The sequence below is a fragment of the Pseudomonas sp. LBUM1641 genome, assembly GCF_059716235.1.
In genome coordinates this window covers 6,494,079-6,508,119 of sequence record NZ_CP166815.1, presented here as the reverse complement: position 1 = coordinate 6,508,119, position 14,041 = coordinate 6,494,079, and the positions used below count along the sequence as shown (strand labels likewise).

Here is a 14,041-nt window from a genome sequence, read left to right as displayed (position 1 = left end):
CCTGCGATAGCGGTCTGTCAGGCACATTGATACTGAATGTGCCGCCGTCATCGCAGGCAAGCCAGCTCCCACAGGGTTGAGCGCTAATCGAGGTCTGCATGTCTTTCGATCTCGCCGCGCGTCTTGCGGCTCGTCGTGCCGAACACCTGTATCGCCAACGTCCACTGCTGCAGAGCCCGCAAGGCCCTGAAGTGGTGGTCGACGGCCAGCCGTTGCTGGCGTTCTGCAACAACGATTACCTGGGCCTGGCCAATCACCCGCAAGTGATTGAAGCCTGGCGCGCGGGCGCAGCGCGTTGGGGTGTCGGTGGCGGCGCTTCCCATCTGGTGATTGGCCACAGCACGCCGCACCATGAACTGGAAGAGGCCCTCGCCGACCTGACCGGTCGCCCGCGTGCGCTGTTGTTCACCACCGGTTACATGGCCAACCTCGGAGCCGTCACGGCGCTGGTGGGGCAGGGCGATACGGTGCTGGAAGACCGTCTCAACCATGCCTCGTTGCTGGATGCCGGTTTGCTCTCGGGAGCGCGCTTCAATCGTTATCTGCACAACGACGCGGCCAGCCTGGCCAAGCGCCTGGAGAAGGCCACCGGCAATACGCTGGTAGTGACCGACGGCGTGTTCAGCATGGACGGCGACCTGGCCGACCTGCCGGCGCTGGCCCGTGAAACCCGGGCCCGGGGAGCGTGGCTGATGGTGGATGACGCCCATGGCTTCGGGCCTCTGGGCACCAATGGTGGCGGGATCGTCGAGCACTTTGGCTTGAGCCAGGAAGACGTGCCGGTATTGGTGGGCACCCTGGGCAAGGCCTTCGGTACTGCCGGGGCATTTGTGGCGGGTAGTGAGGAACTGATCGAAAGCCTGATCCAGTTCGCCCGCCCGTACATCTACACCACCAGCCAACCGCCGGCGCTGGCCTGCGCCACGCTGAAAAGCCTGGAACTGCTGCGCACCGAGCATTGGCGGCGTGAGCATCTCAACGGGCTGATCCGCCAGTTCCGTCTGGGCGCCGAGCAGATCGGCCTGGAGCTGATGGACAGTTTCACGCCGATCCAGCCGATCATGATTGGCGACAGTGCCCGTGCGATGCGTTTGTCGCAGATGCTGCGTGAGCGCGGGCTGATGGTGACCGCGATCCGGCCACCGACCGTGCCTGCCGGTAGCGCCCGTCTGCGGGTAACCCTCACGGCGGCCCACAGCGAAGTCCAGGTGCAGCTATTGTTAAACGAATTGGAAGAGTGTTTCCGCTTGTTAGGCCAGGAGCCCGACCATGCGTGATCGACTGATACTGCTGCCCGGCTGGGGCCTCGGCATTTCGCCGCTGGAACCGTTGGCGGCGGCGTTGCAGGGGCTGGATGAACACCTGCGGGTGCATATCGAACCCTTGCCGGTGCTGGCTTCCAGTGACCTCGACGAATGGCTCGACGAACTGGACGCCAGCCTGCCGGACAACGCTTGGCTGGGCGGCTGGTCCCTCGGCGGGATGTTGGCTTCGGAGCTTGCAGCGCGCCGCGGTGATCGTTGCTGCGGCCTGGTGACTCTGGCCAGTAACCCGTGTTTTGTCGCCCATGACGGCTGGCCGAGCGCAATGCCCGGCGAAACCTTCGATGCGTTTCTCGCGGGTTGCAATGCCGATTCTCAAGTCACGCTCAAGCGCTTTGGTTTGTTGTGCGCCAAGGGCGCGGAAGATCCTCGCGGGTTGGCGCGCTTGTTGGTCAGCGGGGCGCCGAATACGCCTTCTCCGGTCCTGATGACCGGCCTTGAGTTACTCGCTCAGATGGATACACGTGAGGCGTTGCTGGCCTTTCGCGGCCCGCAGTTGCACCTGTTTGCCGGCATGGACGGCCTGGTGCCCGCCGAGGCGGCCAGTGATCTGCTGACGTTGTTGCCCGATGTTGAAATCGGCCTGATTGAACAGGCCGGTCACGCTTTTCTACTGGAGGACCCCCACGGTGTAGCGGGGGCCATCCAGGCTTTTTTGCATGAGTGCGGTGATGACTGATTTGTCCCATGTGTTGCCCGGCGGCTTGCCAGACAAGCGCCAGGTAGCGGCCTCCTTTTCCCGCGCAGCCGCCAGTTACGACAGTGTTGCCGAGTTGCAGCGTGCGGTGGGCAGCGAGCTGCTGCGGCGTTTGCCCGATGGTATTTCGCCGCAACGCTGGCTGGATCTGGGCTGCGGTACGGGTTATTTCAGTCGCGTGCTGGGCCAGTCATTTCCGGATAGCCAGGGTTTGGCCCTGGATATCGCCGAGGGCATGCTCAACCACGCCCGGCCCTTGGGCGGCGCGCAACATTTTATCGCTGGGGATGCCGAGCGTTTGCCGTTGCAGGATGCCAGTTGCGGGCTGATCTATTCGAGCCTTGCCGTGCAGTGGTGTTCGGATTTTGCGGCAGTACTCAGCGAAGCGCAGCGGGTGTTGCAGCCCGGCGGCGTGCTGGCGTTTGCCAGCCTGTGCGTGGGTACGCTGGATGAGTTGCGCGAAAGCTGGCGCGCGGCGGATGGCATGGTTCACGTGAACCGCTTCCGGCCGTTCAGTGCTTATGAGCAACTGTGCGCAGCCAGTGGCTTGCGGGTGCGCAGCCTGGAGCAGTGTCCCCATGTGCTGCACTACCCTGACGTGCGCAGCCTGACCCACGAACTGAAAGCGTTGGGTGCGCACAATCTGAACCCGGGGCGCCCCGGAGGCTTGACGGGCCGGGCGCGGATTGTTGCACTGGTGCAAGCCTACGAGCAGTTCCGCCAGGCCCAGGGCCTGCCGGCGACTTATCAAGTGGTGTACGCCGTCCTGGAGAAACCTCTATGAATGCCGCTTACTTCATCACGGGGACCGACACCGACGTCGGCAAGACCACCATCGCCGCTGGCCTGCTGCATGCCGCGCGGCAAGCCGGCAAAAGCACGGCGGCGGGCAAGCCGGTGGCCTCGGGATGTCAGCTGACACCCAAGGGCCTGCGCAATTCGGATGCCCTGGCGTTGCTGGCTGAATGCTCACTGCCCTTGACCTATGCCGAGGTCAATCCGGTGGCGTTCGAGCCGGCCATCGCGCCGCATCTGGCAGCCCGTGAAGCCGGTGTGGCACTGACGGTGCAGTCGTTGTTGAAGCCCATGCAGCATATTCTGGCCAAGCAGGCAGACTTCACCTTGATTGAAGGCGCGGGCGGTTGGCGTGTGCCCTTGGCGGATCAGGACAACCTCTCGGACCTGGCCCAGGCATTGAAGCTGCCGGTGATTCTGGTAGTGGGCGTGCGGCTGGGTTGCATCAGCCATGCGTTGCTGACCGCCGAAGCCATCGCCCGGGACGGTTTGCCGCTGGCGGGCTGGGTGGCGAATATCATCGATCCGAAGACCTCTCGTCTGGAAGAAAACCTCGCGACCCTGGCTGAACGACTTCCCGCGCCATGCCTGGGAAGGGTGCCCAAGCTCAAGCATCCCAGCGCCGAAGCGGTTGCCGATTACTTGCAACTGGACTTGCTTGACTAGTTTTGCCTATCAATAAGGCATTATGCCATTAGTGTTTTTAACGGGCCTTTTGCCGGTATGTCTGCTTCAATAACATTTCACGATTCTCTTTCAGGCAGGTTCACGCCATGGAAATCTCTGGCAGCAGTGCGTTTTACTCGGGACTGAGCGCGATTCAGACCGGGCAGAACCGTGTCGACCAGGCCGCCGGCAAGATCGCCAGCGCCGCTACTACCCAGCCTTCGGACGCGCAAAATGATCGTTTGCGTTCGGTAGACGTCAATCAGGCAAGCAACTCGGCGAGCAATATGGTCGAGATGGCCCAAGGCAAGTTCCAGGTAGAACTGGGCGCCAAAGTAGCCAAGGCTTCCGACGAAATGCTCGGCACGTTGATCGATACCTACGCTTGAATATTGCGCTCTCCAGGTTCTCTGTGGGAGCTGGCTTGCCTGCGATAATGTCGCCCCAATCCTCCTGAAGCACCGTGGCGCCTGCATCGCAGGCAAGCCAGCTCCCACCCTGATCCCCGTCACCCTCGATTCCTTCTAAACCCTTGGAACTCCATGCGGCATTTCGCTGCAGGCCTTGCTGTGCCTGACGTTGACCTGCGTCATGACAAACGGCATTTGCACGACGCTTGACAAGGATAGGTCGTAAACGTATGTTTCAAACAACTGTTTGACCGCTACAACAATCCACGCGGTTGTTCATCCCAGATACATCAGCAGAGGTTTATCGCTATGCCTGACTACAAGGCCCCCTTGCGTGATATTCGCTTCGTTCGTGACGAACTGCTCGGCTATGAAGCGCACTATCAGAGCCTGCCGGCTTGCCAGGACGCTACCCCGGACATGGTTGACGCCATTCTCGAAGAAGGCGCCAAGTTCTGTGAGCAGGTACTGGCACCGCTGAACCGCGTGGGTGACATCGAAGGTTGCACCTGGAGCGAGTCAGGCGTTAAGACCCCTACCGGTTTCAAAGAAGCCTACAAACAGTTCGTTGAAGGCGGCTGGCCAAGCCTGGCCCACGACGTGGCGCACGGTGGCCAAGGCCTGCCGGAGTCCCTGGGCCTGGCAGTCAGCGAAATGGTCGGCGAAGCCAACTGGTCGTGGGGGATGTACCCGGGCTTGTCGCACGGCGCGATGAACACCATCTCCGAGCACGGCACCCCCGAGCAGCAAGAGGCTTACCTGACCAAACTGGTGTCGGGTGAGTGGACTGGCACCATGTGCCTGACCGAGCCGCACTGCGGCACCGACCTCGGCATGCTGCGCACCAAGGCCGAGCCTCAGGCAGATGGTTCCTACAAGGTTTCCGGCACCAAGATCTTCATCTCGGCCGGCGAACACGACATGGCCGACAACATCGTCCACATCGTGCTGGCCCGCCTGCCGGACGCACCGGCCGGCACCAAAGGCATTTCGCTGTTCATCGTTCCCAAGTTCGTACCGAACGCCGACGGTTCGATTGGCGAGCGCAATGCGGTGTCCTGTGGTTCCCTGGAACACAAGATGGGCATCCACGGTAACGCCACCTGCGTGATGAACTTCGACGCGGCCACTGGTTTCCTGATCGGCCCGGCGAACAAAGGTCTGAACTGCATGTTCACCTTTATGAACACCGCTCGTTTGGGTACCGCGCTGCAAGGCCTGTCTCACGCTGAAATCGGCTTCCAGGGCGGCCTGAAATACGCTCGTGACCGCCTGCAAATGCGCTCCCTGACTGGCCCGAAAGCGCCGGACAAGGCAGCCGACCCGATCATCGTGCACCCTGACGTGCGCCGCATGCTGCTGACCATGAAAGCCTTCGCCGAAGGCAACCGCGCGATGGTGTACTTCACCGCCAAGCAGGTTGACGTGGTCAAGTACGGCACCGACGACGAAGCCAAGAAACAGGCTGACGCACTGCTGGCGTTCATGACCCCGATCGCCAAGGCGTTCATGACCGAAGTCGGTTTTGAAGCCGCCAACCACGGCGTGCAAATCTACGGCGGCCACGGCTTCATCGCCGAGTGGGGCATGGAGCAGAACGTTCGCGACAGCCGCATTTCGATGCTGTACGAAGGCACCACCGGTATCCAGGCCCTCGACCTGCTGGGCCGTAAAGTGCTGATGACCCAAGGCGAAGCGCTGAAGGGCTTCACCAAGATCATCCACAAGTTCTGCCAGGCCAACGAAGGCAACGAAGCGGTACAAGAATTCGTTGCACCGCTGGCGGCACTGAACAAAGAGTGGGGCGAGTTGACCATGAAGGTCGGCATGGCGGCCATGAAAGACCGTGAAGAAGTCGGCGCCGCTTCGGTGGATTACCTGATGTACTCCGGCTACGCCTGCCTGGCCTACTTCTGGGCTGACATGGCCCGCCTGGCCGCTGAGAAACTGGCTGCCGGCACCACCGAAGAAGGCTTCTATACCGCCAAGCTGCAGACTGCGCGCTTCTACTTCCAGCGCATCCTGCCGCGTACCCGCACCCACGTTGCAACCATGCTGTCGGGCGCCAACAATCTGATGGACATGAAAGAAGAGAACTTCGACCTGGGCTACTAAGCCTCGGCGGGTTCATTTCTAAAGCCGCCGCTCCTTCGGGAGCGGCGGTTTTTTTTGCGCAATAAAAAACCACAGCGCAGCACTCAGGGATTGCGCCGCTCGGCCGTTAAAGTGATGGCAATGTGATACGCATCACATCGAATGTGCTTAACTGTGATCAGTGAAGGCACTGTGCCATCTTTTTAGTGGGTCGGAGCTTTACCCTTGCCACGCGTGTCTGCTTTACGTTTCAGTCATTTTTTACCTTCACTGCTGTTGCTGCTGGCGGGGCTCTCGGCTGCGTACGTGAAGGACCTCAATGTGTTCTTCACCTCACTGTTCAATGTGCTGCCGACCCTCGTGCTGCTGCTAGGCGGTTCGTACTGCGCGGTTTACCGTCGCCAGCGCGAACTGTTCCTGATGCTCACGGTGTACGTGGTCTATTTCCTGCTGGACACCCAGACCGATTACTACCGCGACCACGGCCGTGTTCGAGAGGACGCGGCGGTTGTCTTCCATCTGTGCTGCCTGTTGTTGCCGCTGCTGTTCGGCATCTATGCGGTCTGGCAGGAAAAAACCCACCTGTTTCGCGACTTCGTCGCACGGTGCGCGGTGCTGCTTGCGATCGGCAGCGTGGCGCTGGCCCTTGAGCAAAGTTTCCCCCAGGCGCTGTTGAGCTGGTTGGCCGAGATTCGCTGGCCCGCCTTGCATGGCCGCTGGATGAGCCTGATCCAGTTGTCGTACCCGATGTTCCTGATTGGCTTTGTGACCTTGGCCGCGCAGTACTGGTACCAGCCAAGACCGTTGCACGCCGCGCAACTGGTGGGTTTGCTGGGTTTGTTCTGGATGTTGCCGCAGACTTTCATCCTGCCGTTCACCCTGAACATCATGTGCAGCCAGGTGATGCTGATGATTGCCGCCGGCGTGGCCCACGAGGCTTATCAAATGGCCTTCCGTGACGAACTGACCGGCCTGCCTGGCCGCCGCGCACTCAACGAACGCATGCAGCGCCTGGGGCGCAACTATGTGCTGGCCATGGGCGACGTCGATCATTTCAAGCGCTTCAACGACACCCATGGCCACGATGTAGGCGACCAGGTACTGCGCCTGGTGGCCAGCAAGCTGTCCAAGGTCAACGGCGGCGGCCGGGCTTATCGGTATGGCGGTGAAGAGTTTGCCGTGGTGTTCGCCGGCAAGACCCTGGATGAATGCCTGCCGCACCTCGAAGAAATCCGCGAAATCATCGCCAACTACGACATCAAGCTGCGTAACCCCGATCGTCCCAACGATGATCAACAGGGCCGACAACGTCGTGCAGGCAGTGGTGCGTCAAGCGTGTCGGTGACCGTCAGCATCGGCGTCGCCGAGCGCCAGGCCGAGCAGCGCAGCCCTGAAGAAGTGCTCAAATCCGCCGACCAGGCGCTGTACAACGCCAAGGGCGCGGGGCGTAACTGCGTGGTCGCTTCGGGGCAGACCCGCCGCGGCGCGGTGCGCATGGACAGCGCTGCCGGTTGAGTGATGGTGGTGTATTCAGCGGCCCTACTGTGATTGTCCGGTGGGCCGTGCGGCAGTAGGTTGAAGGCATCTGCTGCCGGAGACATTGCCATGCCTGACTATAAAGCTCCCCTGCGCGACATGCGCTTTCTGATCGATCACGTTTTTGACTTCCACGGCCACTACGCGGCGCTGGGGGCAACTGACGCGAGCCCGGACATGGTCGGCGCGATCCTCGAAGAAGGCGCGAAGTTCTGCGAAAACGTTCTCTCGCCGTTGAACCGTTCCGGCGACGAAGAAGGCTGCCATTTCGACAACGGCGTGGTGACCACGCCAAAGGGCTTCAAGGAAGCCTTCGCCCAGTACGTGGAAGGCGGCTGGCACGGTTTGGCTGCAGACCCGGCCTACGGCGGGCAGGGCTTGCCAATGTCCCTCGGCCTGGTGCTTGCGGAGATGATCTCCTCCAGCAACACGTCCTGGGGCATGTACCCCGGCCTGACCCACGGTGCGATGTCGGCGATCCGCGCCCATGGCACTGAAGAGCAGAAAAACACCTACCTGAGCAAACTCACCGCTGGCCAGTGGACGGGCACCATGTGCCTGACCGAGGCCCATTGCGGCACCGACCTTGGGCTGATCAAGACCCGCGCCGTACCTCAGGCAGACGGCAGCTACGCAGTCACCGGCAGCAAGATTTTCATCTCGGCCGGCGAGCACGACATGAGTGAAAACATCATCCACCTGGTGCTGGCCAAGCTGCCGGATGCGCCGGCCGGGACCAAGGGTATTTCGCTGTTTATCGTGCCTAAATTCCACGCCGACTCGGGTGAGCGCAATGCGATGGCGTGCGGCTCGATCGAACACAAGATGGGCATCAAGGCTTCGGCCACCTGTGTGCTGAACTTCGATGGCGCCCGCGGCTTCCTGATCGGTGAGGCGAACAAGGGCCTGAACTGCATGTTCACCATGATGAACCATGCGCGGTTGGGCACCGGCATGCAGGGCCTTTGCCTGGGTGAAGCGAGCTTCCAGGGCGCGATCAAGTACGCCAACGACCGCTTGCAGATGCGTTCGCTGACCGGTGCCAAGGCTCCGGAAAAAGCCGCCGACCCGATCATCGTCCACCCGGATGTGCGGCGCATGTTGCTGACCATGAAAGCCTTCAACGAAGGCAACCGGGCGCTGACCTACTTCTGCGCGCAGTTACTCGATACCGCGCACTTGAGCGGCGACGAAGGTCAGCGTCAGGAAGCTGAAGACCTGTTGGCCTTCCTTACGCCGATCTGCAAAGCCTTCATGACCGAAACCGGGCTGGAGGTGACCAACCACGGCATGCAAGTATTCGGCGGCCATGGCTACATTCGTGAGTGGGGCATGGAGCAGTTGGTGCGGGACTGCCGGATTGCGCCGATCTATGAAGGCACCAATGGCATCCAGGCGCTGGATTTGCTCGGGCGCAAGGTGCTCGGCAGCCAGGGCAAGCTGCTGCGGGGCTTTACCAGGAGCGTCCACAAGTTCTGCGCGGCAAACGCCGAGCATCCGCAACTCAAGGCCCATGTGGCGCAGCTCAATGAGTTGAATCAGCAATGGGGCGAACTGACGGTCAAGGTCGGCATGGCCGCCATGAAGAATCCGGATGAAGTCGGCGCGGCGGCCCTGGATTACCTCATGTACAGCGGCTACATCATCCTCGCCTATCTGTGGCTGCGCATGGCGCTGGTGGCACAGGAGCAGTTGGACAGCGGCAGCGGTGATGCCGATTACGCTCGAGGCAAGCTGGCGACATGCGAGTTCTACTTCAAGCGCCTGCTACCGCGCACGGGAGCCCACCGGGCGGCAGTGGAGGCGGGCAGCGAATGCCTGATGAGTCTGCCCGCGGAGCTTTTCGCGCTTTAGTGACCGTAAAATACTTGTTGGTCATGATCAGACCCTATGTATCACAAAAGTTGTTCGGTTACACTCGGGGTCTGTAAAACTGACCCCACCCGAATAACGTTTTAGTTCTCACGAGGTTTGCCATGGCTGACTACAAAGCGCCGCTGCGCGATATGCGCTTCGTCCTCAACGAAGTTTTCGAGGTCGCCAAACTCTGGGCCCAACTGCCTGCGCTGGCGGAGACCGTCGACGCCGAGACCGTTGAGGCAATCCTCGAAGAAGCCGGCAAAGTCACCTCCAAGACCGTCGCCCCGCTCAGCCGTGGCGGCGACGAAGAAGGCTGCCGCTGGGAGAATGGCGCGGTCTTCACCCCGGCCGGTTTCAAAGACGCCTACAAGACATACGCCGAAGGCGGTTGGGTAGGTGTCGGTGGCGATCCGACCTACGGCGGCATGGGCATGCCCAAAGCGGTGTCGGCCCAGGTTGAAGAGATGATCAACTCCTCGGGCCTGGCCTTCGGCCTGTACCCGATGCTGACGTCCGGCGCCTGCGTGTCGATCAACACCCACGCCAGCGAAGAACTCAAGGCCACCTATCTGCCGAATATGTATTCGGGCGTGTGGGCCGGCTCCATGTGCCTGACCGAGCCTCATGCGGGCACCGACCTGGGGATTATTCGGACCAAGGCCGAGCCTCAGGCAGACGGTTCCTACAAGGTCAGCGGCACCAAGATCTTCATCACCGGTGGCGAGCACGACCTCACCGACAACATCATCCATCTGGTACTGGCCAAGCTCCCGGACGCACCGGCGGGTCCCAAAGGCATCTCGCTGTTCCTCGTGCCCAAGTTCATGGTCAATGCCGACGGCAGCCTGGGCGCGCGCAACCCGGTGACCTGTGGCTCCATCGAACACAAGATGGGCATCCAGGCTTCCGCGACGTGCGTAATGAACTTCGACGAAGCCGTGGGCTACCTGGTGGGCGAACCGAACCGTGGCCTGGCTGCGATGTTCACCATGATGAATTACGAGCGCCTGGGTGTCGGCATCCAAGGCCTGGCTTCCGGCGAGCGCTCTTATCAGAACGCTATCGAATACGCCCGCGACCGCCTGCAAAGCCGTTCGCCAACCGGTCCAAAAGCCAAGGATAAGGTTGCCGACCCGATCATCGTCCACCCGGACGTGCGGCGCATGCTGCTGACCATGAAAGCCTCGAACGAAGGTGGCCGCGCATTCTCCACCTACGTGGCGATGCAACTCGACACCGCGAAGTTCAGCGAAGACGCCACCACCCGCAAACGTGCGGACGACGTGGTTGCCTTGCTGACCCCGGTTGCCAAGGCATTTCTGACTGACCTGGGCCTGGAAACCACCGTGCATGGCCAGCAGATTTTCGGCGGCCACGGCTACATTCGCGAATGGGGCCAGGAGCAACTGGTGCGTGATGTGCGCATCACCCAGATCTACGAAGGCACCAACGGCATTCAGGCCCTGGACCTGGTGGGACGCAAGATCGTCGGCAGCGGCGGGGCGTTCTATAAGTTGTTCGCCGACGAGATCCGCCATTTCACCGCTACCGCTGGCGCCGAACTGGCCGAGTTCACCAAGCCGCTGAACGCGGCGGTGGATGATCTGGACGATCTGACCGCCTGGCTGCTGGATCGCGCCAAGTCCAACCCGAATGAAATCGGTGCGGCGTCGGTGGAATACCTGCACGCGTTCGGCTACATGGCCTATGCCTACATGTGGGCCCTGATGGCCAAGGCGGCCGTGGGCAAAGAGGCTCAGGAAGACTTCTACGCCAGCAAACTGGGCACCGCGCGTTTCTACTTTGCCCGCCTGCTGCCGAGGATCGTGTCCCTCAGTGCTTCGGTAAAAGCCGGTAGCGAATCGCTGTTTTTGCTGGATGAAGCACTGTTCTAAGGGTTTGGAGGGCGTGTAAGCATTCTCTTACATGACGTGCTGCTATTCGTCCTCTATCGCCATATTGGATCCACGGATAATCTACTTCACATGGACGTCGCGCAGGAAGCGCAAAGCAACAACACGGACACGTAGGATTCTGCCAGGAAGGCGGAGTGAAATGGATGTCAGGGAAACAGTCTGCAAAGCCCCGCTTCGGCGGGGTTTTCTTTTGCCTGCGAAAAAGTCAGACAGGCGCGTTCATCACGTCTTCCAGCAGCGTGCGTAACAATTCCAACGTTGCTTGCTGACGCTGCACATCCCGGCACACCAATCCTACTTTCAGCGGCACCCGTGGTTCGCTCAGGGGTTTCCACAGCAACGCCTTGCTGTTGTGTTCGTCCTGGGAGCGCCCGGGCAGTACTGTCGCCAGCTTGGTGTAGGGCAGGCTGTCGAGAATCCCCACCATCGTATTCAACTCTGCCTGCACTTGCGGACGACGGCCCAGGTTGGCCAGTTGACCCTGCCAGATCTGCCGTACCTGAAACTCCTCCCCCAGCAGCAACATCGGTAACTCCGCGGCTTGCTTCAAGGAGACTTTCTTGAATTCCCGCAGCGGGTGGTCAGACGGGATGACCACCTTGAGTTCATCTTCATACAGCAGCACACCGTGCAGCCCCGGCTGGCGTGGCGGCAGGTAGCTGATGCCGATGTCGAGCGAACCGTTGAGCAGCCGGCGTTCGATTTCCATACCGGTCAGTTCGTAGATCTGTACCACCAAGTGCGGCTGGGCCTTGCGCACCCGTTCGAGCATTTGCGGCACCAGGCTGGTGTGTACGGTTTGCAGCACGCCGATCGCCAGGGTACGCAACGCCTGGCCCTTGAAGTTGCGCAGGGCTTCCACGGCTTGCTGCATGCCGTCGAGTAAGGGCAGGGCGTGGTTGTATAAGGTATGGGCGGCGAGAGTTGGCAGCAGGCGCTTGCTGCTGCGTTCGAACAGGCTCACATCGAGGTTCTGTTCGAGCTGGCGAATCTGCTGCGACAAGGCGGGCTGGGAGATCGACAGGCGCTCTGCCGCCCGGCCCACGTGGCCTTCTTCATACACCGCGACGAAATAACGCAGTTGCTTGAAATCCATAAGTAACGCTTATCGAAAATGCTGGAAAATCGAAATGGCCGAGTGCCCCCGAGACGCCTAGTCTAGCGCCTATTCACAGGGCTTACAGGGCCGGAAAGTGCGATGAGTAGTGTTTATGTTGATGGTGTTTGCATAGGCAGGGCAAAAAACCTCAGCCGTGGGTTGATAGGTAATACCGACCAAGGTGCGATTGCCAGCGGGTTTTATCCATGAACCTGTTCAACCTGCGTCGCCCGGTCCCCAGCCTTGATGATCTGATCCTCGATGCGAAAACTCCGACACTGCGAGACGACCTTTCCAGCAACTGCCTGATGCCCAGCGTGACTCGTCCGCCCCAGGTGTTTGTACGCGGCCAGGGTTCCTGGCTATGGGACAGCGAAGACCGCGCCTATCTCGACTTCAGCCAGGGTGGCGGCGCCAACAGCTTGGGCCATAGCCCGCAGGTACTGACCCAGGCGTTGGCCGATCAGGCCCAATCACTGATCAACCCCGGCCACGGCCTGCACAACCGCATTCAACTGAGCCTCGCCGATCGCCTGTGCCACCGCACCGGCAGCGACCAGGCGTACCTGCTCAACAGCGGCGCTGAAGCCTGCGAAGCGGCGATCAAACTGGCGCGCAAATGGGGCCAACTGCACCGCGGTGGCGCCTATCGCATCATCACCGCCAGCAACGGTTGCCATGGCCGCAGCTTTGCCGCGATGTCGGCCTCGGCAGCCGTCAGCGAAAACCGCTTCGAGCCGCAATTGCCGGGCTTCAGTCACGTGCCGTTCAACGATCTGTCTGCATTACATGCAGCCGTCGACGCACAAACCGTGGCCATCATGCTGGAACCGATCCAGAACGATGCGGGTGTCATTCCCGCGACCGAGCATTACCTCAAGGGCGTCGAACGCCTGTGCCGCGAGCTGGGCATCCTGTTGATCCTCGACGAAGTGCAAACCGGCACTGGACGCTGTGGCACGTTGCTCGCCGAACAGCACTATGGCGTACGCGCCGACATTATCTGCCTGGGCAAGGGCTTGGGTGGAGGTGTGCCGCTGGCGGCGTTGCTTGCGCGGGGCAAGGCATGCTGTTTCGAACTCGGTGAGCTAGAAGGCACCCACCACGGCAATGCGCTGATGGCATCTGCTGGCGTAGCGGTGCTGGATACGGTGCTGAACCACGGATTTCTTGAACACATCTGCGAGGTCGGCGCGTACCTGGGCGATGGATTGGCCCGCCTGGCTCATCGTTATGGCCAGGGTGAGCTACGTGGCCAGGGGCTGCTGTGGGGCCTGAGCCTGTCGGAAGATTCGGCAGATGCGGTGGTAAAGGCAGCGCTGAGTGAAGGACTGATCCTGAGCGCGCCGCAACCCGACTGCCTGCGCTTCACTCCGGCGCTCACCTTGAGCAAAAGCAACGTCGACGAAATGCTTCTGCGCCTGGCGCGAGCGTTCTCCCGGGTGCGTACCGCACAGCTGCAATGCCGCAAGGGCATTGCCGTTTAACCCCTTATTTCCTGAACCGTCTCGCGGTATACGCGGCGCCTCCAGCCTGATTCTTTTGGCTGGGGGCGTTTTTTTGTCTGCGTAATTTTTGGATTGAAAAGGGTGCTTGAGCATCGTTAGGAAAAATGGCCTTTTAGCGGGCGTCGGCAAGGACTGCCG

The 14,041-nt window shown here is 61.0% G+C and carries 11 protein-coding genes; 10 read left to right on the top strand and 1 reads right to left on the bottom strand.

The genetic code is table 11. The annotated features are described in order from the left end of the window. The first annotated feature begins 98 nt into the window (after window positions 1-98). The 9 genes from bioF (at window position 99) to ACA046_RS29995 (ending at window position 11,275) form a co-directional block, all read left to right on the top strand. Window positions 99-1,277, top strand: coding sequence for an 8-amino-7-oxononanoate synthase (bioF, locus tag ACA046_RS30035; protein ID WP_459024260.1), 1,179 nt, complete (start codon window positions 99-101; stop codon window positions 1,275-1,277). Further along, window positions 1,270-2,001, top strand: coding sequence for an alpha/beta fold hydrolase (locus ACA046_RS30030; RefSeq protein WP_459024258.1), 732 nt, complete (start codon window positions 1,270-1,272; stop codon window positions 1,999-2,001). The genes bioF and ACA046_RS30030 overlap by 8 nt, the downstream gene beginning before the upstream one ends. Then, a complete protein-coding gene (gene bioC, locus ACA046_RS30025) occupies window positions 1,994-2,803 on the top strand; it encodes a malonyl-ACP O-methyltransferase BioC (RefSeq protein WP_459024256.1) in 810 nt (269 codons plus the stop codon). The genes ACA046_RS30030 and bioC overlap by 8 nt, the downstream gene beginning before the upstream one ends. Next, window positions 2,800-3,480 carry a dethiobiotin synthase gene (gene bioD / locus ACA046_RS30020; protein ID WP_445573805.1) on the top strand — a complete coding sequence of 227 codons (681 nt, stop codon included), beginning with the start codon at window positions 2,800-2,802 and terminating at the stop codon, window positions 3,478-3,480. Before bioC ends, bioD begins: the two co-directional genes overlap by 4 nt. Before the next feature lie 107 nt (window positions 3,481-3,587). Beyond that, on the top strand, window positions 3,588-3,869 hold the full coding sequence (locus tag ACA046_RS30015) for a pyrroloquinoline quinone biosynthesis protein PqqE (protein ID WP_459024254.1): 282 nt from the start codon (window positions 3,588-3,590) through the stop codon (window positions 3,867-3,869). A 330-nt stretch (window positions 3,870-4,199) separates the two neighbouring features. Beyond that, window positions 4,200-6,005, top strand: a complete 1,806-nt coding sequence (locus ACA046_RS30010) for a phenylacyl-CoA dehydrogenase (RefSeq protein ID WP_497675494.1) — start codon at window positions 4,200-4,202, stop codon at window positions 6,003-6,005. 204 nt (window positions 6,006-6,209) lie between these two features. Beyond that, window positions 6,210-7,499 carry a GGDEF domain-containing protein gene (locus tag ACA046_RS30005; protein WP_167664163.1) on the top strand — a complete coding sequence of 430 codons (1,290 nt, stop codon included), beginning with the start codon at window positions 6,210-6,212 and terminating at the stop codon, window positions 7,497-7,499. A 90-nt stretch (window positions 7,500-7,589) separates the two neighbouring features. Further along, the gene (locus tag ACA046_RS30000; RefSeq protein ID WP_497675493.1) at window positions 7,590-9,374 is read left to right on the top strand and encodes an acyl-CoA dehydrogenase C-terminal domain-containing protein; all 1,785 of its coding nucleotides are present in this window, start codon (window positions 7,590-7,592) and stop codon (window positions 9,372-9,374) included. A 122-nt stretch (window positions 9,375-9,496) separates the two neighbouring features. After that, window positions 9,497-11,275 carry an acyl-CoA dehydrogenase C-terminal domain-containing protein gene (locus ACA046_RS29995; RefSeq protein ID WP_497675492.1) on the top strand — a complete coding sequence of 593 codons (1,779 nt, stop codon included), beginning with the start codon at window positions 9,497-9,499 and terminating at the stop codon, window positions 11,273-11,275. 226 nt (window positions 11,276-11,501) lie between these two features. Here the strand turns inward: ACA046_RS29995 and ACA046_RS29990 are convergent, their stop codons facing one another. Further along, window positions 11,502-12,392 (bottom strand): LysR family transcriptional regulator, encoded by an 891-nt coding sequence (locus tag ACA046_RS29990; protein WP_063026719.1) that lies wholly within the window; start codon window positions 12,390-12,392, stop codon window positions 11,502-11,504. A 209-nt stretch (window positions 12,393-12,601) separates the two neighbouring features. Here ACA046_RS29990 and ACA046_RS29985 point away from each other — a divergent pair, with 209 nt between their 5' ends. Next, window positions 12,602-13,882 (top strand): aspartate aminotransferase family protein, encoded by a 1,281-nt coding sequence (locus ACA046_RS29985; protein ID WP_459024247.1) that lies wholly within the window; start codon window positions 12,602-12,604, stop codon window positions 13,880-13,882. Window positions 13,883-14,041: the final 159 nt, after the last annotated feature.

Bases quoted from the DNA above. Each gene is read 5' to 3' on its own strand.
- bioF (WP_459024260.1), top strand. From the start codon at position 99: ATGTCTTTCGATCTCGCCGCGCGTCTTGCGGCTCGTCGTGCCGAACAC.
- ACA046_RS30030 (WP_459024258.1), top strand. From the start codon at position 1,270: ATGCGTGATCGACTGATACTGCTGCCCGGCTGGGGCCTCGGCATTTCG.
- bioC (WP_459024256.1), top strand. From the start codon at position 1,994: ATGACTGATTTGTCCCATGTGTTGCCCGGCGGCTTGCCAGACAAGCGC.
- bioD (WP_445573805.1), top strand. From the start codon at position 2,800: ATGAATGCCGCTTACTTCATCACGGGGACCGACACCGACGTCGGCAAG.
- ACA046_RS30015 (WP_459024254.1), top strand. From the start codon at position 3,588: ATGGAAATCTCTGGCAGCAGTGCGTTTTACTCGGGACTGAGCGCGATT.
- ACA046_RS30010 (WP_497675494.1), top strand. From the start codon at position 4,200: ATGCCTGACTACAAGGCCCCCTTGCGTGATATTCGCTTCGTTCGTGAC.
- ACA046_RS30000 (WP_497675493.1), top strand. From the start codon at position 7,590: ATGCCTGACTATAAAGCTCCCCTGCGCGACATGCGCTTTCTGATCGAT.
- ACA046_RS29995 (WP_497675492.1), top strand. From the start codon at position 9,497: ATGGCTGACTACAAAGCGCCGCTGCGCGATATGCGCTTCGTCCTCAAC.
- ACA046_RS29990 (WP_063026719.1), bottom strand. From the start codon at position 12,392: ATGGATTTCAAGCAACTGCGTTATTTCGTCGCGGTGTATGAAGAAGGC.
- ACA046_RS29985 (WP_459024247.1), top strand. From the start codon at position 12,602: ATGAACCTGTTCAACCTGCGTCGCCCGGTCCCCAGCCTTGATGATCTG.